The following is a 20106-nucleotide window of genomic DNA, read 5'->3' on the forward strand; positions in this document are numbered from 1 at the left end:
GCCGAGGCCGACCATGAGCAACGAAACCCTCTTCAGCAAGATCATCCGTCGCGAGATCCCGGCCACCATCGTCTACGAGGATGACGAGGTGCTGGGCTTCAAGGACATCGCACCGCAGGCACCGGTGCACGTGCTGTTCATTCCGAAGAACGAGATCATTCCGACCCTGGATGACCTGCAGCCGTCGCAGGCGCACCTGATCGGCAAGCTGGCGCTGGCTGCCGCCGAGTACGCGCGCCGCGAGGGCTTTGCTCAGGACGGCTACCGCATCGTGATGAACTGCCGCGAGGACGCCGGGCAGACCGTGTTCCATATCCACATGCACCTGCTGGCCGGTGCGCCGCTGGGGCACTTCGGTACCCCGGGGCGTTGAAGCCCCTATCCACGCCTGGCGTGGATCTACCGTATCCCGACGAGGATGGAAAAAGCCGCCCGAGGGCGGCCTTTTCCGTCATGCCTGTGCGGTGACGATCACCACCAGCCCCAGCGACCATAGCCGCCCCAGTACGGGCCATACGGGCTCGGGCCCCACGGGCCATAGGGGTAGGGCACCACGTCGACCTGACGCTGTTCCGGCCACAGGTAGATCACATCGGCCGACAGCTTCGGCAGGCGGTAGTCGTATTCGCCGATGCGGGTGTTCTGGTAGCCGTCGATCTTGCCGATGAAGGTCACGTCACGACCGGCTTCGAACACCGCCGGGTCGTAGAAGCCGGCACGGCAGGCGATGAAACGACCGTCGCTGGCATCGGACGAAGTGGTGTTCGGGCGGCCACTGCCATTGAGCGGGCGCGAGATGATCTGGAAGCAGGTCTCGCCCTGGCCGGGCTTGGTTTCGATGATGCGACCGCCCCAACGGACCGGCGTGCCGACCTGCTGGGTAGCGACCGAATCGCGAGGGGAGACCAGGCTGAACTGTCCCTGCAGCGGCTTGGGGGCCGTGGCGCAGGCCGACAGGGCCAGCGTGGCCACGGCGGTGAGAAGGAACTTGGTGTTCATGGGGAGGCTCCGGAAGTCGGGCGATGCCTGCGCAGGTCCCGCAATAATGAAGCGAGGTCGGTGCAAGTTCCAGCGTAACGCGCATCAGCGAAACGCTGGCTGAGCGCGAGCAGGGCCGGGTCAGGACGCTGCCGGTGTACGCGCTGTGCCCAGTCCTGGGCGGTTTCGTGCGGTTCACGGGCCAGGCCGAGGCGGGCGTAGCGCCGTCCGAGCCGGTGCCAGGCGCGCAGCAGAGGGTCGCGTTCGCGCTCGCCACGGGCCAGCAGCCAGGCCATCCACGCCAGCGCCAGCAGTGCGGCCACCACGAAGCCAGCGACCAGCTGCCCGGGGCCCAGATCGTCCAGCCCGAACGGCTTGAGCAGCTGTTGCTGGCGGCGCGCATCGAACGACAGCACCAGGTCGTTCCAGCCGCGGCGCAGCCAGTCGCCCATCTGGCCCAGCTGCAGCCAACGCTGCTGCAGTGGCGTGTCCGTGCCGGCCTGCAGGCGGTCATCCAGTGTGTCCAGGATGCGTTCCGGTGCCACGGCTGCGGTCGGGTCGACCCGGACCCAGCCGCGCTGCGGCAGCCACACCTCGGCCCAGGCGTGGGCATCCATTCGCCGCACTACCCAGTAGTCGCCGATGCGGTTGCGGGTGCCGCCGGCGAAACCGGTCACCACCCGCGCCGGGACGCCGGCGTTGCGCATCAGCACCACGAAGGCCGAGCTGAAGTGTTCACAGAAGCCGGCCTTGTAGCCGAACAGGAACTCGTCGATCGGGTCGCGTCCCGCCGCAGGGGTGTCCAGCGTGTACGAGAAGTCGGTGGTGATCCACTGCAGCGCGCGGCGCACGATGGCCTCGTCATCGCTGCCAGCCTCCTGTCGCCATTGCTGCGCCAACGTGGCGGTGCGCGGGTTGAAGCCGGTCGGCAGCTGCAGCGTCGCGCGGCGCAGATAGGGCGACAGCGTGCTGTCGAAACGCAGGGGAGGGGCCGAATGCAACCGCCAGCGGCTGAGCGAGGCCAGCGGGCGTTCGCTGCTCAGGCTCATGTCCGCATCCAGCATGCTGCCTGCAGGCGCGCGGCTGGGCAGGTCCAGCGCCACCAGCTGGCGGCGGTCGGTCGGCTCGTAGTCGATCTGGTAATCCCAGCCCTGTGTACTTGCTTCAACCACCGCAGCAGGCCGCCGCGCGCTGGCGCGGTCGCGTGTCCAGCGCCGTCCATCGAAGGCTGTCAGTACAGGGCCGCGCCAGTAACGCTGCGCCGGCTCGGGTGGAGTGCCGAAGAACTGCACGCGCAGCGCCGGGCTGTCGTCGGCCATCAGGTCCAACCACTGGCCGGGCTCCATGCTGTCGGACAACCCCGGTGTACCCACGGCGCGCTCGGGAACACCCCACAGTGGTGTGGCCAGGCGCGGGAACAGCCAGAAGCAGGCCAATGCCAGCGGCAGGCCGATCGCCAACAGGCGGCCGACACCATGCAGCTGCCCGCGCAGTGGCAGGCGGCCGGCATGACCTTCATCCTGGGCCAGGCGTTGCAGCGCGATCAGTGCGCTGCCCCCGGCCAGCGCGGCCAGCGCGGTTGTCAGCGGCCCCTGGTCGAGCAGGAATGCTGCAAAGGGCGAGAACAGCGCGAAGCCGAGCAGGCTGCGGGCATCACGCAGGCTGCGCAGCTCGCTGGACTTGATCGCCAGCATCGCGGCCAGCAGTGCGCAACCGGTATCGCGCCCGGGGCGCACCATGCCCATCTGCCAGACGATGGCGCCGAGCATGCCCAGCACCAGCAGCAGGCGTACCGGCATCGGCAACACTGTCCGCCACGACAGGGCGGCGGTGATGATCGCCGCCAGCGCGATCACACCAGCCAGCAGTGGCGGCAGCTGCAGCAGCAACGGCAACAAGGCCAGCGCCGCGCTGGCCAGGGTCCAGTTGCGGGCATTGCGGTCGAGCAGGGCCGGGGTCTCAGTCATGCGGCATCAGCGCCAGCGCGCGCAGGCACAGGTGATGGTGGCTGGCGCCCTGACCGGGCCCGAACGGCGGGTGTGCAGGCAGCAGCAGGGTGTAGCGGCGGCCCTCGCGCTCTGCCACATCCACCCAGCGCGCCAATCGAGCGATGCGTGCTTCATGGCCCAACGGCGCCAATGCGCGCCAGTCGAGGATCACTTCGATGCCGACCGGCTTTTCGTACTCGCGCACCAGCAGGCTGTCGCGGCGAGCCGAGTGCTTCCAGGAAATGCTGCGCGGCGCATCGCCCGCCCGGTAGGGGCGCAGCTGGTGCAGTTCCTCGCCGCTGGCATGGGCGCGGGTGTGCAGCGGATCGCTGCGGCTCTCCGGCAGTGCAGGCGCCACGGCTTCGGCCAGCGGGTAGACCAGCAGCGGCTGTTCCGGCCACACCCACGACCACGCCCGCACCAGGCCCAGCGGCTGGGTGGTGGACAGTCGGATGCGCGGCAGTTCCAGCCAGCCACGGCGTTCGCTGGGAACGTCCAGTTCCACTTCGCCACGGCCGTGCGCAGGCAGCGAGGTCCAGGCGTTGCTGTCACCCAGCTGCAGATGAAGGCCGTGCCGCGCACGCGGGTCACGCAGTGAGAGGTCCACGCGCAGACGCAATGGTTGCCCGGCCGCTACCGGCTCGGCGGAGATCGCATCGATCTGCACGCCGGACAACTGGAGATGCGCGGCAATGGCACTGGCGATTGCTGCTGCCGCGAGCAGCAGGGCCAGCAGCAGCGCCGGGTTGTTGTTGTAGTTCAGTGCGCCCAGCAGCATGGCCGTCAGCAGGGTGGCAACGAACAGGCCGAAGCGGGTGGGCAGCACATAGATGCGATGGCGGTCCAGCCGCCTCGGCAAGGCTTCGGGCCTGCGTGGCCGAGCCAGCAGCTGCATGCGTGCCCAGCGTGTGGCCACGCTCAGTCCACCGCGACGGTCTGCAGGATCGCGCGCGCCAGTGCCGGACCCGAACTGGATTCGGCTTCCGCCACCAGTCGGTGACCGGCCACCGCCACGAACAGGGTCTGCACGTCTTCGGGCACCACATGGCCGCGGCCCAGCAGCAGTGCATGTGCCTTGGCCGCGCGCAGCAGCGCCAGGCCCGCACGTGGCGACAGGCCCACGCGCACACCGGCATGCTGGCGGCTGCGGGTCAGCAGCGCCTGCACATAGTCGATCAGCGCGTCGCTGGCATGCACCTGGTTCACTGCGTCGCGCAGCGCGCGCACCTGGGTGTCATCCAGTTTCGGTACGGCACGCGCGATCAGGTCGCGGCGATCGCTGCCGCGCAGCAGCTCGCGCTCGGCCTGCGCGCTGGGGTAACCCATCGCCAGTCGCAGCAGGAAGCGGTCCAGCTGCGAATCCGGCAGCGGGAACGTGCCGGACAGATCCACCGGGTTCTGCGTAGCGATCACGAAGAACGGGTCGGGCAGCGGATGCGTCTGTCCGTCCAGGGTGACCTGTTGCTCGGCCATCGCTTCCAGCAACGCGCTCTGCGTGCGCGGTGGTGCGCGGTTGATCTCGTCGGCCAGCAGTACGTGGGTGAACACCGGGCCGGGGTGGAACTGGAACTGACGGCTGCCGGCTTCATACACCGAGACGCCCAGCACATCGGCGGGCAACAGATCGGAGGTGAACTGCACGCGCTGGAAGCTGAGGCCGAGGCTGCTGGCCAGCGCATGCGCCAGCGTGGTCTTGCCCAGGCCGGGCAGATCTTCGATCAGCAGGTGACCGCCGGACAGCAATGCGACGAACGCCAGCCTGACTTCCGGCACCTTGCCCAGTACCAGTGCGTTCACCTGATCCTGTGCCTCCCGCAGGGCCTGACGCAATTGATCGGTTAGCATGCTGGGATTGGGGGACGAAGCTGGCATGATCGTCTCAGATCTGGAATCCACTCGATTATCCATAGAGCAATGCAAGGCGAACAGCGCGCACGGACGATATTTCTCTGGTTATGGACGCTGGTCACAGCGGCCAAGCTGATCGTTGCCGCGCGCTTGCCGCTGTTCGTCGACGAAGCGTTCTATTGGCAGGAAGGCCAGCATCTGGCCGCGGCCTATTCGGATCTGCCCGGGTTGACCGCCTGGCTGGCCCGCCTGGGCGTGGAGCTCGGCGGTCATCACGTGCTTGCGCTGCGCCTGCCGTTCCTGGCCATCGGTGCCCTGTTGCCGCTGCTGGTGGTGCGCACGGCCACGCGCTGGTTCGGCAATGTGGCGGGTTGGCAGGCGGGCAGCCTCACGCTGTTGATGCCGTTGTCGGCGACGCTGGGCCTGCTGGCGGTACCCGACGTGCCGATGGCGCTGGCGGCGGTGATCTGCCTGCACGCCGGTGCGCGCCTGCTGCACAACGTGGATGCCTCCTCGGCGATGAAGCTGGCGCTGGGCCTGCTGATCGGTGCGCTCAGCCACTACCGTTTCATCGGTGTCATCGGCGTCGGTTTCATCGCGCTGCTGGCATTGCCGCAGGGGCGGCGCATGCTGGCCGATCCGCGCGTATGGGTCGCACTGGCGGTGGGCGTGCTGGCATGGCTGCCACTGCTGGCGTGGAATGCGGACAACCACGATGCCGGTCTGAAATTCCAGGTGGTCGAGCGTCATCCCTGGGCCTTTGAATGGGGCGGGCTGTGGTTCCTGGTGATCCAGCCGATGCTGGTGACGCCGATCCTGTGCATGGCGATGTGGAAGGTGGCGCTGGCAGGAACCCGGAGCGGTGGCGGTGCGCGCGTGCAGTGGCGCTATTTCGGCCTGGTGGGCGGCGTATCCACGTTGGGCATTTTCGTGCTTGGCTTCTTCACTGACGTCGAGCGGATCAGTTTCCATTGGCCGCTGCCGGGCTACCTCGCACTGCTGGTGGCGGTGCCGGTAGTGCTCAACGGCTGGCCGCGCTGGCTGCGCCGCACCGGCTGGTGGCTGGCAGGCGCGGGCATGGCGCTGGCGTTCGGCTACTACCTGATGGCATCCACGCCGGCACTGCGCGAGCAGATGGCCGGCAGCAAGTACTACCCGCGCAATTTCGCTGGCTGGCAACCACTGGCCGTAGCGGTCCATGAAGAGCTGCGGCAGATGCCGGAAGGGACGCGCGTGCTGGCCGGCAACTTCAAGGTTGGCGCCGAGCTGGGCTTCCAGCTGGGCAATGGCAACATCGAGGTGCTGCCGCATCCGCTCAATGACAAGCATGGCCGCACCGCGCAGCTGGCACAGTGGGGCCTGCTGCATGAGGGCGAGCGCACGGCGCCGATGCTGCTGGTGCTGTCACCCAGTGACCAGCGCTATCGCGAACTGCTGGAGCGCTATCACGCCATCTGCGATCAGGTGGGGCCGATGCCTGCGCCACGCGTGGTCAGCAGTGATCACGGGTTCCAGCGATTCCTGTTGTTCCGCCTGCCGGTGCAGCGCGCGGAAGGGCCGTGCGTGACGCCGGCGATGGCGTGGCTGGATGCGCCGTCCAATGGCGAGAAGGTGTCCGGCACGTTCGCGATCAAGGGCTGGGCGTTCAAGGATGGCGTCGGCCTGGCACGCGTCGAAGTGCTGGTCGATGGCCGTTCCATCGGTGACGCCCGCTATGGGCGTGTGTTCGACGTGCGCCCCGTGTGGCCGGACAGCACCGATCCGCAGCACCCGGCGGTGGGCTTCGACGCATCGCTGGATACCACCACGCTGGCGCCGGGCAGGCATTGGCTGGGCCTGCGCCTGTATGGCCGCGATGGCAGCGTGGAGCAATGGCAGGAGCAGCCGTTCGAGGTCCGTTGAGGCTTCTGCTTTTGTAGGGTCGAGCCATGCTCGACTGCTTTTTCCGGGCCGCCTGCCATCTACAGCAGAAGCAGTCGGGCAGGGCTCGACGCTACAGTTCAGGGCACCGCGAAACCGGCCCTGCGCAGCAGTCCGCACACCGCGATCAACGGCAGGCCGACCAGCGCGGTCGGGTCGCGGTTGTCGATGGCGTCGAACAGGCTGATGCCCAGACCCTCGCATTTGAAGCTGCCGGCGCAGTCCAGTGGCTGCTCGGTGGTCACGTAGCGGGCGATCTCGTCCGGTTCCAGTGCGCGGAAGCAGACTTCGGTCAGATCGACGGCCGTGAATGATTCTCCATCACGGCTGAGACAGACGGCGGTGTGGAAGCGCACGGTCTGCCCGGACATCGCTGTCAGCTGCGCACAGGCGGCCTCGACCGTACCGGGTTTGCCCAGCGGCTGGCCGTTCAGGTCCGCGACCTGGTCCGAGCCGATTACCCAGGCGCCCGGATGGCGGGCAGCCACCTCGGCGGCCTTGGCCGCAGCCAGGCGCGTGGCCAGCGCCCGCGGCGCTTCGCCATTCAACGGGGTTTCATCCACTTCCGGGCGCGCGCAGTCGAAGGCAAGGCCCAATCGCTGCAGCAGCTCGCGGCGGTAGCGGGAGGTGGAGGCCAGGACCAGTGACATGCGAGAATACCGGGGCAGGGCGCGGCAGTCTGGCGTGTCCGCAGCGCCAGCGGCAAGTCCTGTATGGCGGGCATTTGACAGCCGCCGCCCCGATCCTTAGTATTCAGCGGCTTATGTCCGCGAACGTGCCCGAAACGCTGGATGCCTGGCGGATGGTTGTAGCGCGAAGGCGCTTCGACGGTCAGGTGTCCCTGGCTGAATTGACCCGCCTGCAGGGGTTGGTCGCAGATACCGACGGTGAGTGCAATTACTCGCTTGAATTCGGTCGCGACGACGTCTTGCGGGTATCCTATGTGGAACTGACCATCGACACCGCGTTGCCGCTGACGTGCCAGCGCAGCATGCAGCGATTCCTGTTGCCGGTGAAGGTGACCCAGAGGCTTGGCCTGATCCGCGACGAGGACGAGGAATCGTCCCTGCCGGAGGAGTACGAGGCGTTGCTGGTGCCGGAAGACGGCCAGCTGCGTCCGCTGGACCTGGTCGAGGACGAGTTGGTGCTGGCGGTGCCTGTGGTGCCGCTGTCGCCCGACGGTGAGGCAGTCGATCAGGACTGGGCACCGAGCGAAGAAGAAACAAAGCAGGCCAACCCGTTTGCGGCGTTGGCGGCATTGAAGAAACAATAGCAGCCGGTTGTCGTCGGCGGCTGCGGCGAAAGCGAAAAGTGTGCTGGGCGCTGGCGTCCTGTGCGACGAAACGACGAAGCAAAACGAACCGAGTTTGGAGCAATCCCATGGCTGTCCAGAAATCCCGTGTTACCCCGTCCCGCCGCGGCCAGCGCCGTTCGCATGACGCCCTGAGCGCCAAGCAGCTGTCGACCGACCCGACCACCGGCGAAGTGCATCTGCGTCACCACATCACTGCCGATGGTTTCTACCGCGGCAAGAAGGTCATCCAGACCAAGACCTCGGCCGTCGAAGAAGATTGATGTGCCGGGAAGGCCGCTGCCTCCGGGCAGCGGCCTTTGCCTTCTTTCCCGGGCGTGCCGGTGATCGGCGGCCCGCGCAACAGGAAACATGATGAGCAAGCGGATCTATTCGAGGATCGCGGGCACCGGTAGCTATTTGCCGGAGAAAGTCCTGACCAATGCCGACCTGGAAAAAATGGTCGAAACCTCGGATGAGTGGATCCAGTCGCGCACCGGAATTCGTGAACGGCACATCGCGGCCGAAGGCGAGACCACCAGCGACCTTGGCTACAACGCTGCCCTGCGCGCGCTTGAAGCCGCAGGCATCGATGCCTCGCAGCTCGACATGATCGTGGTCGGCACGACCACCCCTGACCTTATTTTCCCGTCCACCGCGTGCCTGATCCAGGCCAAGCTCGGTGTGGCCGGGTGCCCCGCCTTCGACGTCAATGCAGCCTGTTCCGGCTTCGTGTTCGCGCTGGGCGTGGCCGACAAATTCATCCGCTCCGGCGACTGCAAGCACGTGCTGGTGATCGGCACCGAAACGCTGACCCGCATGGTCGACTGGAACGATCGCACCACCTGCGTGCTGTTCGGCGATGGCGCCGGTGCTGTCGTGCTCAAGGCCGACGAAGACACCGGCATCCTCAGCACCCACCTGCATGCCGATGGCAGCAAGAAGGAACTGCTGTGGAACCCGGTTGGCGTCTCGAGTGGTTTCAAGGACGGCGCCAACGGTGGTGGCACCATCAACATGAAGGGCAACGACGTGTTCAAGTACGCCGTCAAGGCGCTGGACTCGGTCGTGGACGAGACCCTCGCCGCCAACGGCCTGGACAAGTCCGACCTGGATTGGCTGATTCCGCACCAGGCCAACCTGCGCATCATCGAAGCCACCGCCAAGCGCCTGGACATGTCGATGGACCAGGTCGTGGTCACCGTCGACAAGCACGGCAATACCTCGTCCGGCTCGGTGCCGCTGGCGCTGGACGCCGCCGTGCGCTCGGGCAAGGTCGAACGTGGCCAGCTGCTGCTGCTGGAAGCCTTCGGCGGCGGCTTCACGTGGGGTTCGGCTCTGCTGCGCTATTGATAGTGCAAGTTACGACAACGTGAAGCTTTGTCGTTGCGGCCCCTTTGGGGCCGTAACGCGTTTAAGGAGGACCTGTCATGGTTGAGCCCATCGTCATCGAAGGGCAACGTGCCTGGCTGAAGCAGTACGGCAAGGGAAGCCGCGCGCTGGCCCTTGGCCTGCTCAATTTTGTTGCCCGTCGTTTTCATCTGGATGCCCTGCGCCCGCCGCCGCACCGTGGCGGTGACGCCGCGCGCGAAACCGAAGCCCGTCGCCTTGCAGAACTGCAGGCGCAGGGCGTGAACGTGCCCGATGTGCTGGGTACCGGCCATGCTGCGCTGGTGATCGGCGACAACGGCAGTTCGTTCAATACCTGCCTGCGCGAAGCCGACGAGGCCGGTCGCGACCGCCTGGTGATGGCGGCCATGCTGGCCATTGCCGCAGCGCATGCGCGCGGCGCCTATTTCGGCCAGCCGTTGCCGCGCAATCTCACCTGGGATGGCGAGAAGGTCGGTTTCATCGACTTCGAGGAAGATCCGCTGGAAGTGATGGATCTGTCCGAAGCGCAGGCCCGCGACTGGCTGATGTTCGGCTATGGCGTGGCCAAGTACTACGCCGACCGCCCCGAGCACCTGCAGGCGATGATGGCCGAGGCGATGGGCGATGCGCAGGCGCCGGTGCGCGAGCACGTGCACGCGGTCACTGGCCGCCTGCGCAGCCTGGCCCGGGTCTGCATGAAGCTGGGCCGCTCGGCGCGCGCGCTGGCCCACTCCATCTTCATCGCCCATGGCGCCAGCACCGCTGGCGTGCTGGTGCTGGTGGGCCTGTGCGTGGATTTCCTCGCCGACGGCGATCTGGACGTCCTGCAGCTGTTCTGCTGACTGTGCGTCCGCCGGGCCATGCCCGGCGGCGTTCCGCGGCTGGCCCACCATACGCGTGCATACGCGCACGTACAGACGACACGGCATGTTCCCCCTTATCATGGCCCGCTTCGATTGCAACAAGCGGATGACCGCGTGACCGTATCCACCCTCGCTTTTGTCTTCCCCGGCCAGGGCTCGCAGTCTGTGGGCATGGTGGCCGAGCTGGCTGAACTGCACCCGCAGGTGCGTGAAGCCTTCACCGAGGCATCCGATGGTGCCGGCGTCGACCTGTGGGCGCTGTCCCAGGGTGGCCCGGAGGAAATGCTCAACCGCACCGAATACACCCAGCCGGCCCTGCTGGCCGCAAGCATCGGCGTGTGGCGCGCCTGGAACGCCGCGGGCGGTCCGCGCCCGTCGGTGCTGGCCGGTCACAGCCTGGGCGAGTACACCGCCCTGGTTGCCGCTGGCGCGCTGAGCCTGCATGACGGTGCGCACCTGGTGCGCCTGCGCGGCCAGCTGATGCAGGAAGCCGCACCGGCCGGCGTCGGTGCCATGGCCGCCGTGCTCGGCGCCGAAGACCAGCTGGTGCTGGACGTCTGCGCCGAAGCCGCAGGCAGCCAGGTGGTGGTGCCGGCCAACTTCAATTCGCCGGGCCAGATCGTGATCGGTGGCGACGCCGACGCGGTCGACCGTGCGCTGGCGCTGCTGGCCGAGAAGGGCGTGCGCAAGGCGGTCAAGCTGGCCGTGAGCGTGCCCTCGCACACCCCGTTGATGCGCGAAGCCGCCAACCGCCTGGCCGAAGTGATGGCCGGCCTGGCCTGGCAGGCGCCGCAGCTGCCGGTGGTGCAGAACGTCGACGCCAAGGTGCATGACGGCATTGACGCGATCCGTACCGCGCTGGTCCAGCAGCTGTACCAGCCGGTGCAGTGGACCGGGTGCGTGCAGGCGCTGGGTGGCCGTGGCGTCACCCGGATCGCCGAGTGCGGCCCGGGCAAGGTGCTGACCGGTCTGGTCAAGCGCATCGACAGGGCCATCGACGGCCGTTCGCTGGCCACGCCAGGCGACTTCGAAGCCGCCCGCGAGGCATGGTCGGCCTGATCCCCCTTATTCCTGCCGACCGTACCGGTGGCCGCTGCAAGCGGTACGGGTACGGCGGCCGTCCCAGCCTGAGGAAAACATCATGAGCAAGCCCCTGCAGGGTGAAATCGCACTGGTCACCGGCGCCAGCCGTGGCATTGGTGCCGCCATCGCCGATCTGCTGGCCGCCCAGGGCGCCACCGTCATCGGCACCGCCACCACTGAATCCGGCGCCGCCGCGATCGGTGAGCGCCTGGCCGCCCACGGTGGCCACGGCCGCGCGCTGAACGTCACCGACGCAGCTGCGCTGGACAGTGTGCTCGATGGCATCGCCAAGGAATTCGGCCCGATCTCGATCCTGGTGAACAATGCCGGCATCACCCGCGACAACCTGCTGATGCGCATGAAGGACGAGGACTGGGCGTCGATCATCGACACCAACCTGACCAGCGTGTTCCGCACCAGCAAGGCGGTGATGCGCGGCATGATGAAGGCGCGCAAGGGCCGCATCATCAACATCGCATCGGTGGTGGGCGTGACCGGCAATGCCGGCCAGGCCAACTACGCTGCCGCCAAGGCCGGCATCATCGGCTTCAGCAAGTCGCTGGCCAAGGAAATCGGTTCGCGCGGTGTCACCGTCAATGTTGTCGCACCCGGCTTCATCGACACCGACATGACCAAGGCGTTGCCGGAAGAAGCGCGTACCGCGCTGATCAACGACATCGCCCTCGAACGCCTGGGTTCGCCGGAAGACATCGCCCATGCGGTGGCCTTCCTGGCCGGCCCGGCTGCCGGTTACATCACCGGCGAAACCCTCCATGTGAACGGTGGCATGTACATGCCGTAAGCAAGGGGCGCAGGGATTGCGCCGCAAGTGGTTGATCTGCGGAGGTTTTTGCTGCGATGCAAGGCCGCGCCGGTTTCCACTACACTATCCCACGGCCATCGCCTTTGATGGCGACCACTTTTGAACCACAACTCCATCTGGAGCGAGATCCCATGAGCACCATCGAAGAACGCGTCAAGAAAATCGTCGTCGAACAGCTTGGCGTCAAGGAAGAAGAAGTCACCAACAGCGCATCGTTCGTCGATGACCTGGGCGCTGACTCGCTGGACACCGTCGAGCTGGTGATGGCCCTGGAAGAAGAATTCGAGTGCGAGATCCCGGACGAAGAAGCCGAGAAGATCAGCACCGTGCAGGCCGCCATCGACTACATCAAGGCCCACGTCAAGGCCTGATGTCAGACGGCAGTGCGCGCGCGGGCTCACGCTCGCCGCGCACCGCACCCCATGGGGCCGCTGTTGCGGCCCCGTGTGTTTGAGCATCACACCGAAGCAAACCGAGTTGCCCGTTGAAACCATCCGGGCCAGGAGAATCAGCAATGAAGCGTCGCGTCGTCGTAACCGGCCTGGGTATCGTCTCGCCGTTGGGCAATGATCTGGCCAGCAGCTGGGAAGGCATCACCCAGGGTCGTTCGGGCATCGGTCCGCTGACCAACGTTTCTGATGCCTATCTGGATCGGTTCACCACCAAGATTGCAGGTGAGGTCAAGGGATTCGACATCACCGCCGACAATGAACTGTTCGGCAAGTTCCGGGTCAGCGGCAAGGATGCCAAGAAGATGGACCCGTTCATCCATTACGGCCTCGGTGCCTCGTTCATGGCCCTGCACGACTCGGGCCTGGAAATCACCGACGCCAATGCCGAGCGCATCGGCGCCATCGTCGGCGCCGGCATCGGCGGCCTGCTCGGCATCGAAGAGCAGACCATCGAGTTCCATGAGGGCAAGAAGATCTCGCCCTTCTACGTGCCCAAGACCATCATCAACATGCTGCCGGGCCAGCTGAGCATCATCACCGGCCTGAAGGGCCCGTCGTTCTCGGCGGTGTCTGCGTGCGCGACCTCGAACCATTCGATCGGCACCGCCATGCGCATGATCCAGTACGGCGATGCCGACGTGATGGTGGTCGGTGGTGCCGAGCGTGGCTCGTCGCCGACCGCACTGGGCGGCTTCTGCGCGATGAAGGCCATGAGCACCCGCAACGACGCCCCGGAACAGGCCTCGCGCCCGTGGGACAAGGACCGTGACGGCTTCGTGCTGGGCGACGGCGCCGGCATCCTGATCCTGGAAGAGTACGAGCACGCCAAGGCACGTGGCGCGAAGATCTACTGCGAACTGGCCGGCTTCGGCGCCAGCTCCGACGCGTACCACATGACCGCACCGAGCGAGAACGGCGAAGGCGCCGCGCGCTGCATGGTCATGGCCATGAAGGACGCCGGCGTGACCCCGGAACAGGTGGGCTACCTCAACGCGCACGGCACCTCCACGCCGCTGGGCGACCTGGGCGAGACCATGGCGATGAAGACCGCCTTCGGCGACCACGCCTACAAGATGATGGTCAGCTCCACCAAGTCGATGACCGGCCACCTGCTCGGCGCTGCCGGTGGCGTGGAAGCGATCTTCTCGGTGATGGCGCTGCAGGACAACGTCATCCCGCCGACCATCAACCTGCAGCAGCCGGGCGAAGGCTGCGACCTGGACTACGTGCCCAATGAAGCACGCCAGGCCAAGGTCGACGTGGCGATGTCCAATGGCTTCGGCTTCGGCGGCACCAACGGCACGCTGATCTTCAAGCGCGTCTGACCGACGTTGTAGAGTCGAGATCCTATGTTCGTGGTCAAGCCTGCTGGAAGCAGGCTTGACCCACCTTCAGCATCGCCGGATCGAAGTCCCGGCCGCTTTTGAAGACACCCCAGGCGATCCTGGCCAGCTTTCTGGCCAGGATGTTGAAGACGGCGGTGCTGGGGTGACCGCGTTTTGACAGCTCGTCGTAGAGCGGTTGCCCCCGACGACACCGCTTGAGCCCCATGGCGGCCATGTAGAGCATCTGGCGCAGCACTGGCGCGCCCTGTTTGGACAGCCGACGCCGTCCCGTTCTGCCGCCAGACTCGTTAGGCCGGGGATCCAGGCCGGTGCAGGCGATCCACGCGTTGGCGTTGGCCAACGGCCAGCGCGTCATGTAGTAAATCAGGTGAGCGGCGACGGCGGGGCCGATACCAGGGATGGTCAACAGGCGCTTGTAGAGCGTGCCATGCTCTCCATCGCGACCCAAGCGCTGCAGTTCGCTTTCCAGCTCGGACAGCGTCCCAGCCAGAGCGCAGAACAGATCTGACAGCTCCCCGGGGGCACTTTTGCTTACCCCGAAGGATTGCTCCAGCCGCGCGCGTGTCTTTACCAGCGTCTGCCGCTTGCGCAGCAAATCGTGCATCTGCTGCTGCTCATCGGTACGCGGTACGTATTCACGCAGGCGATCGTTCTCCTTCTTCACGTACCGGGCGATCGCTTCGGCGTCCATGGCGTCCGTCTTGCCACGCGAGCCCGTCGCCCGGCCGTAGTGCTTGATCAGACGTGGATTGATCACATAGACAACGTGGCCTGCCTGGCCAGCCATCCGAGCCAACAACTCGTAGTACCGCCCCGTCGCCTCCATGCCAATCCGGCATCGCTGGGGCAAGGTGTTGAGCCACTGGGCTATGCCGGCCCGGGTGTTGGCGATCCTGTCGCCGGCCTTGCGGTCGGCCACTGCCGGTACGAACTCCTTGGAGTCCACGTCCACGCCAATATCGAGAGAATCAGACATTTGTACGGCTCCCAGCTATCTTTAAGGGGCTGGGGTGGTACCGCACCGACGTTAGCTTGCCTACATCGACGATCCCCTTTGGGGGCCGTACGATCCTTTATCGACGTTCGTGTGCGGGATGGGGATCGCTCGACTCGTCTGTCGGCTAGTATCCGCAGATGCATGCTTGACGGTCCCTCCACCCTGGCTCCTACATACCGCGTAGGAGCCGGGAGGAACATACAAGCTTGCTCGACTCCGCCCTTGTGTAGAGTCGAGCCATGCTCGACTGAACGTGCGTTACGCACGAGGAGGCCGCCGCAAGGCGGCTTCCGTGCATCTGAATCCCCGAACTGGCTGCCATGACCCACGCACCGCTGATCCACCCGCTGCCGCACCCGATCGATCTGCTGGCCCTGCAGCAGCACGACCCGTCGCGCTTCCCGCTGCTGATGGAATCCACCGCTTCGGGCACCGCCCAGGGCCGCTGGAGCCTGCTGCTGGCCGCGCAGGGCGATAGCCTGCGGCTGGATGCCGATGGCCAGGTGCGCGACCAGCACGACGCGGTACACGCCGGCAGCTTCCTGCAGGTGCTGGACCGCGCCTGGCAGCACGAACGCCTGCCGCATGACGGCAGCCACAGCCTGCCGTTCCGCGGCGGTTGGGCGTTGATGCTGGACTACGAAGTGGCCAGCCAGATAGAACCGGTGCTGCCGGCGCGCGCACGCGAGGACGGCCGCCCGACCGCGCTGGCGCTGCGCTGCCCGGCCGCGGTGCTGCACGACCACCACAACGAGGCCAGCTTCGTCATCGCCGAAGCCGGTGAGCAGGCGTTGCTGGATGCGCTGGTGGCACTGGCCTCGGCCGTGCTGCCCGAAGCCGGGCAGGGCTGGCAGCCGCCGCAGTCGGTGGGCGAGGATGCGCCGCAGCGCTTCACCGACGCCGTGCGCCGGGTGATCGAATACCTGCGTGCCGGCGATGTGTTCCAGGTGAACCTGTCGCGGCGCTGGGGCGCGCAGTTTGCCGCACCGGTCAGCCCGCAGGCGCTGTACGCGCAGCTGCGCCGTGCCAACCCGGCACCGTTCGCCGGCCTGTTCAGCGCGCACGGCCGCCATGTGGTCAGTTCCTCGCCGGAGCGGCTGGTGTCGGTGCATGCCGGCCACGCGCAGACCCGTCCGATTGCCGGCACGCGTCCGCGCTTCGAGGGGGACGATGATGCTGCGCGCATCCAGGAGCTGGTCGGTCACCCGAAGGAGCGTGCCGAGCACGTGATGCTGATCGACCTGGAGCGCAACGACCTGGGCCGCATCTGCCTGCCTGGTACCGTGGTGGTCGATGAGCTGATGACCGTGGAGAGCTACGCGCACGTGCATCACATCGTCAGCAACGTCAGCGGCCATCTGCGCCCGGAGGTCACCCCTGGCGAGGTGATCGCCGCCACCTTCCCCGGCGGCACCATCACCGGCTGCCCGAAGGTGCGCTGCATGCAGATCATCAGCGAGCTGGAGCAGGTGCCGCGTGGTGCCTACACCGGCGCGTTCGGCTGGCTGAACCGCGATGGCGACCTGGACCTGAACATCCTGATCCGCACCGCCGAAGTGGATGGCCACGAGGTGAGCTTCCGCACCGGCGCCGGCATCGTGGTCGACTCGGACCCGGACAAGGAACTGGACGAGACCCGCGCCAAGGCCCGCGGCCTGCTGCGCGCGCTCGGCCAGCAGGGATAGGCGTATTCCGGTAGTGCCGGCCGCTGGCCGGCAACCTCATGCACCCATGATCCGCGCGATTGCCGGCCAGCGGCCGGCACTACCGGTACCGGTGGGTGCCATTGTTCGGGTGGGTGCCGACCGTCGGTCGGCACAGGCGCATGCCCCCGGTCATGACCCCAATCCACCGGCACGGTATCCTGCACGACGGAATCGAGTTCAGAGGTAGTCCATGGCGGGAGCCAAGCGCGGGTGTCTGTTCGTGGTAACGCTGGTGGTGGTGCTGGCCGCCGTCGTGGCCGGCGCGGGCGCGTGGTTCTTCTACCAGCAGACCCGGTTCGCCGACGCCCCGATCACCCCGTCCGCCGAGAGCGTGGTCATCGCCAGTGGCGACGGCATGAACACGGTGCTGCGCAAGCTGCGCGACGCCGGCGTGGACGAGGGCCAGGACGCGCAGTGGCAGCTGCTGGCGCGCCAGCTCGATGCGGCCGGCAAGCTGAAGGTGGGTGAGTACGCGCTCAGCAGCGACCTGACCCCGCGTGATCTGCTGCTGCGCATGCGCGCCGGCAAGGTGCTGCAGCACCGCGTCACGATCATTGAGGGCTGGAACATCCGCCAGTTGCGTGCCGCGCTCAAGCGCGCTGAGCCGCTGCTGCACACCACCGACAACCTCGATGACGCCGCGTTGATGCAGCGCCTCGGCTTCGGTGGCCAGCATCCGGAAGGCCGCTTCCTGCCGGAGACCTACGTCTACCAGCGTGGCGACACCGATCTGGATGTGCTCAAGCGTGCTCACGCTGCAATGCAGGACGCACTGGATGAAGCCTGGGAAAGCCGTGCGCCGGACCTGCCGATCAACACGCCCTACGAACTGCTGACGATGGCCTCGATCATCGAGAAGGAAACCGCGCTGGCCAGCGAGCGTCCGCAGATTGCCGGCGTGTTCATGCGCCGCCTGAAGATCGGCATGCGCCTGCAGACCGACCCGACCGTGATCTACGGCATCGGTGCTGCGTATGACGGCAACATCCGCCGCCGCGACCTGACCACCGATACGCCCTACAACACCTATACCCGCGCCGGCCTGACCCCGACCCCGATCGCCATGCCCAGCCGCGATGCGCTGATGGCGGCCGCGCAACCCGCAGCGGGCGACGCGCTGTACTTCGTCGCCGTGGGCGATGGCAGTGGCGCGCACGTGTTCTCGCCCAGCCTGGACCAGCACAACGCCGCAGTGGCCCGCTACCTGCAGCAGCTGCGCCAGCAACGTACCAAGGAGACCCCGGCGCAATGAGTCCCGCGCTGCTTCGCCACCCGCGTTTCGTCAGCCTGGAAGGCGGCGAGGGCGCAGGCAAGACCACCGCCATCAATGCCATCCGTGACTGCCTGCGCAGCCACGGTCATGAGGTGGTACTGACCCGCGAGCCGGGCGGTACGCCGCTGGCCGAGCGCATCCGTGGCCTGGTGCTGAAACCCGATGCCGAGATCGCCGCCGAACCGCTCAGCGCCGAAGCCGAGCTGCTGCTGGTGTTCGCTGCACGCGCGCAGCATGTGCGCCAGGTGATCCAGCCGGCACTGCAGCGCGGCGCCTATGTGCTGAGCGATCGCTTCACCGATTCCAGCTATGCCTACCAGGGCGGTGGCCGCGGCCTCGACCCGCAGTGGATTGCCGATCTGGAACGACGCGCGGTGGGCCTGCTGCCGGGCCTGACCCTGCTGCTGGACGTGGACGTGGCAGTAGGCCGCGCACGCGCCAACGGGCGCGATCTGTGGCCGGACCGCATCGAAAGCGAACAGGATGATTTCTTCCAGCGCGTGCGCGAAGTGTTCCGCAGCCGCGCGCAGCAGGACCCGCAGCGCTTCGCGCTGATCGACGCCGGCCAGGTGCAGGCGCGTGTAGCGGCCGATGTGGTCGCGCAGGTCGAGCGCTGGCTGCAGGACGGGGAGGGCGCATGAGCACGTTCTCGCCGTGGCAGCAGCGCGCGTTCGACCAGACCGTGGCAGCGCTCGATGCCGACCGCCTTGGTCATGGCCTGCTGATCTGCGGCCCGGCCGGGCTGGGCAAGCGCGAGGTGGCACTGGCGCTGGCCGACCACGTGCTGGCGCGCGGTGATGCCGCGCATGCCACGCGCACGCGCCAGCTGATCGCCGCCGGCACCCATCCTGACCTGCAGCTGGTCAGCTTCATTCCGAACAAGAGCGGCGACAAGCTGCGTACCGAGATCGTCATCGAGCAGATGCGCGAGATCACCGACAAGCTGGCGCTGACCCCGCAGTACGGCGTGGCGCAGGTGGTGATCGTCGACCCCGCCGATGCGATCAACCGCTCGGCGGCCAACGCGCTGCTGAAGACGCTGGAAGAGCCGCAGCCCGGCCGCTACCTGTGGCTGATCAGCAGCGACCCGGCGCGCCTGCCGCAGACCATCCGCAGCCGTTGCCAGCGTCTGGAATTCAAGTTGCCGCCGCAGCACGAAGCGCTGGCCTGGCTGCAGCAGCAGGGCCACAGCGAAGCGGCCGCGCGCGAAGCGCTGGACGCAGCGCGCGGCCATCCCGGCCAGGCTGACAACTGGCTGCGCGAAGATGGCCTGAGCCTGCGCCGCGAAGTGGGCCGCGAGCTGGAACAGCTGGCCGCCGGCAAGACCGGCGCGGTGGAGCTGGCGCAGAAGTGGTGCGGTGATGACAACGCGGCGCTGCGCCTGCGCTTCGCCGCCGACCTGGCGCTGGCCCAGGCCAGCACCGATGCCTTGACCACGCCGGAGCGATTGCACAAGCTTGCAGCCTGGTTCGATGCGGCCAACCGCACCCGCGACCTGCTGCGCACCACGGTGCGTGCAGACCTTGCCGTGGTCGAGTTGCTGCTGGCCTGGAACAAGGTGAACGAGCGGCCTGCCGCAAGGGGAAATCGATGAGTGCCAGCAACGCCCGCCAGGGCATCCTGTCCCTGGCCGTGAAGGACAAAGCCGCGCTGTACAGCGCGTACATGCCATTCGTGAAGAACGGCGGCATCTTCGTGCCCACGCCCAAGCGCTACTTCCTGGGTGACGAAGTGTTCCTGTTGCTGACCCTGCCCGATTCCAGCGAGCGCCTGCCGGTGGCCGGCAAGGTGATCTGGGTGACCCCGGCCGGCGCGCAGGGTAACCGCACCGCCGGCATCGGCGTGCAGCTGGCCGACGGTGCCGAAGGCGAGGGCGTGCGCCACAAGATCGAGACCCTGCTGGCCGGCCTGACCGGCTCGGACAAGCCGACCCACACGATGTGATTGCGGTAGCGCCGGGCATGCTCGGTTGCATGCCCCGAAACGCCTGTGAACACGAATGTGAAAAACTGTTGACGGCCTCTGAAAAGCCCCTATAATGAGCGGCTCAGCAACACACCGGGCGGTTAGCTCAGCGGTAGAGCATTGCCTTCACACGGCAAGGGTCACAGGTTCGATCCCTGTACCGCCCACCATGTTGCAGAACGAAAGAAGCCTCCAGCAATGG

At 66.9% G+C, this 20106-nt stretch carries 21 protein-coding genes and 1 tRNA gene; 16 read left to right on the forward strand and 6 right to left on the reverse strand.

What is annotated here, in order from left to right; all coding sequences use genetic code 11:
* Positions 1-13: 13 nt before the first annotated feature.
* A complete protein-coding gene (locus ACSYS9_RS04670; RefSeq protein WP_014646179.1) occupies positions 14-373 on the forward strand; it encodes a histidine triad nucleotide-binding protein in 360 nt (119 codons plus the stop codon).
* 98 nt (positions 374-471) lie between these two features.
* On the opposite strand, the gene ACSYS9_RS04675 is transcribed toward ACSYS9_RS04670, so the two are convergent.
* From ACSYS9_RS04675 to ACSYS9_RS04690, 4 genes are read right to left on the reverse strand one after another with little or no spacing between them, the layout of a single operon-like run.
* On the reverse strand, positions 472-999 hold the full coding sequence (locus tag ACSYS9_RS04675; protein WP_032127773.1) for a Slp family lipoprotein: 528 nt from the start codon (positions 997-999) through the stop codon (positions 472-474).
* On the reverse strand, positions 996-2945 hold the full coding sequence (locus ACSYS9_RS04680; protein WP_071228018.1) for a transglutaminase TgpA family protein: 1950 nt from the start codon (positions 2943-2945) through the stop codon (positions 996-998). The genes ACSYS9_RS04675 and ACSYS9_RS04680 overlap by 4 nt, the downstream gene beginning before the upstream one ends.
* A complete protein-coding gene (locus ACSYS9_RS04685; RefSeq protein ID WP_071228019.1) occupies positions 2938-3861 on the reverse strand; it encodes a DUF58 domain-containing protein in 924 nt (307 codons plus the stop codon). Before ACSYS9_RS04685 ends, ACSYS9_RS04680 begins: the two co-directional genes overlap by 8 nt.
* A 23-nt stretch (positions 3862-3884) precedes the next feature.
* The gene (locus ACSYS9_RS04690; RefSeq protein WP_049400642.1) at positions 3885-4838 is read right to left on the reverse strand and encodes an AAA family ATPase; all 954 of its coding nucleotides are present in this window, start codon (positions 4836-4838) and stop codon (positions 3885-3887) included.
* Between the two features lie 42 nt (positions 4839-4880).
* Between ACSYS9_RS04690 and ACSYS9_RS04695 the strand changes: the two genes are divergently transcribed.
* Entirely contained in the window at positions 4881-6716 is a 1836-nt protein-coding gene (locus tag ACSYS9_RS04695; RefSeq protein ID WP_071228020.1) for a glycosyltransferase family 39 protein, read from the forward strand.
* A gap of 98 nt (positions 6717-6814) precedes the next feature.
* On the opposite strand, the gene ACSYS9_RS04700 is transcribed toward ACSYS9_RS04695, so the two are convergent.
* Positions 6815-7384, reverse strand: coding sequence for a Maf family protein (locus tag ACSYS9_RS04700; protein WP_071228021.1), 570 nt, complete (start codon positions 7382-7384; stop codon positions 6815-6817).
* Between the two features lie 113 nt (positions 7385-7497).
* Here ACSYS9_RS04700 and ACSYS9_RS04705 point away from each other — a divergent pair, with 113 nt between their 5' ends.
* From ACSYS9_RS04705 to fabF, 8 genes are all read left to right on the forward strand, one after another.
* Positions 7498-8007 carry a YceD family protein gene (locus ACSYS9_RS04705; protein WP_071228022.1) on the forward strand — a complete coding sequence of 170 codons (510 nt, stop codon included), beginning with the start codon at positions 7498-7500 and terminating at the stop codon, positions 8005-8007.
* A 107-nt stretch (positions 8008-8114) separates the two neighbouring features.
* Positions 8115-8309, forward strand: coding sequence for a 50S ribosomal protein L32 (gene rpmF, locus ACSYS9_RS04710; protein WP_005408308.1), 195 nt, complete (start codon positions 8115-8117; stop codon positions 8307-8309).
* Positions 8310-8400: 91 nt separating this feature from the next.
* A complete protein-coding gene (locus ACSYS9_RS04715; protein WP_071228023.1) occupies positions 8401-9378 on the forward strand; it encodes a beta-ketoacyl-ACP synthase III in 978 nt (325 codons plus the stop codon).
* A gap of 77 nt (positions 9379-9455) precedes the next feature.
* Positions 9456-10238, forward strand: a complete 783-nt coding sequence (locus ACSYS9_RS04720) for a serine/threonine protein phosphatase (protein WP_071228024.1) — start codon at positions 9456-9458, stop codon at positions 10236-10238.
* 135 nt (positions 10239-10373) lie between these two features.
* Positions 10374-11318: an ACP S-malonyltransferase gene (gene fabD, locus ACSYS9_RS04725; RefSeq protein WP_071228025.1), complete on the forward strand. Its 945-nt coding sequence runs from the start codon at positions 10374-10376 to the stop codon at positions 11316-11318.
* Between the two features lie 82 nt (positions 11319-11400).
* Positions 11401-12144 carry a 3-oxoacyl-ACP reductase FabG gene (fabG, locus tag ACSYS9_RS04730; protein ID WP_004146899.1) on the forward strand — a complete coding sequence of 248 codons (744 nt, stop codon included), beginning with the start codon at positions 11401-11403 and terminating at the stop codon, positions 12142-12144.
* Between the two features lie 152 nt (positions 12145-12296).
* Positions 12297-12536 (forward strand): acyl carrier protein, encoded by a 240-nt coding sequence (gene acpP, locus ACSYS9_RS04735; RefSeq protein WP_005415509.1) that lies wholly within the window; start codon positions 12297-12299, stop codon positions 12534-12536.
* A 143-nt stretch (positions 12537-12679) separates the two neighbouring features.
* A complete protein-coding gene (gene fabF / locus ACSYS9_RS04740) occupies positions 12680-13942 on the forward strand; it encodes a beta-ketoacyl-ACP synthase II (protein WP_071228026.1) in 1263 nt (420 codons plus the stop codon).
* Between the two features lie 34 nt (positions 13943-13976).
* Here fabF and ACSYS9_RS04745 read toward each other — a convergent pair whose 3' ends face one another.
* Entirely contained in the window at positions 13977-14939 is a 963-nt protein-coding gene (locus ACSYS9_RS04745; protein ID WP_132808894.1) for an IS110 family transposase, read from the reverse strand.
* 341 nt (positions 14940-15280) lie between these two features.
* Here ACSYS9_RS04745 and ACSYS9_RS04750 point away from each other — a divergent pair, with 341 nt between their 5' ends.
* The 6 genes from ACSYS9_RS04750 to ACSYS9_RS04775 all read left to right on the forward strand — a co-directional run bounded on the left by ACSYS9_RS04750 (position 15281) and on the right by ACSYS9_RS04775 (position 20074).
* Positions 15281-16645, forward strand: a complete 1365-nt coding sequence (locus tag ACSYS9_RS04750; RefSeq protein WP_071228027.1) for an aminodeoxychorismate synthase component I — start codon at positions 15281-15283, stop codon at positions 16643-16645.
* Positions 16646-16856: 211 nt separating this feature from the next.
* Entirely contained in the window at positions 16857-17918 is a 1062-nt protein-coding gene (gene mltG / locus ACSYS9_RS04755; RefSeq protein WP_071228028.1) for an endolytic transglycosylase MltG, read from the forward strand.
* Positions 17915-18580, forward strand: a complete 666-nt coding sequence (gene tmk / locus ACSYS9_RS04760; RefSeq protein ID WP_049400648.1) for a dTMP kinase — start codon at positions 17915-17917, stop codon at positions 18578-18580. The genes mltG and tmk overlap by 4 nt, the downstream gene beginning before the upstream one ends.
* Positions 18577-19533 carry a DNA polymerase III subunit delta' gene (locus tag ACSYS9_RS04765; protein WP_049463477.1) on the forward strand — a complete coding sequence of 319 codons (957 nt, stop codon included), beginning with the start codon at positions 18577-18579 and terminating at the stop codon, positions 19531-19533. Before tmk ends, ACSYS9_RS04765 begins: the two co-directional genes overlap by 4 nt.
* Positions 19530-19883 carry a PilZ domain-containing protein gene (locus ACSYS9_RS04770; RefSeq protein WP_005412452.1) on the forward strand — a complete coding sequence of 118 codons (354 nt, stop codon included), beginning with the start codon at positions 19530-19532 and terminating at the stop codon, positions 19881-19883. Before ACSYS9_RS04765 ends, ACSYS9_RS04770 begins: the two co-directional genes overlap by 4 nt.
* A 116-nt stretch (positions 19884-19999) precedes the next feature.
* Positions 20000-20074: transfer RNA gene (locus ACSYS9_RS04775), tRNA-Val, on the forward strand.
* Positions 20075-20106 lie beyond the last annotated feature (32 nt).

This window comes from Stenotrophomonas sp. STK17_22, from assembly GCF_051983905.1.
Lineage (GTDB): Bacteria > Pseudomonadota > Gammaproteobacteria > Xanthomonadales > Xanthomonadaceae > Stenotrophomonas > Stenotrophomonas maltophilia_A.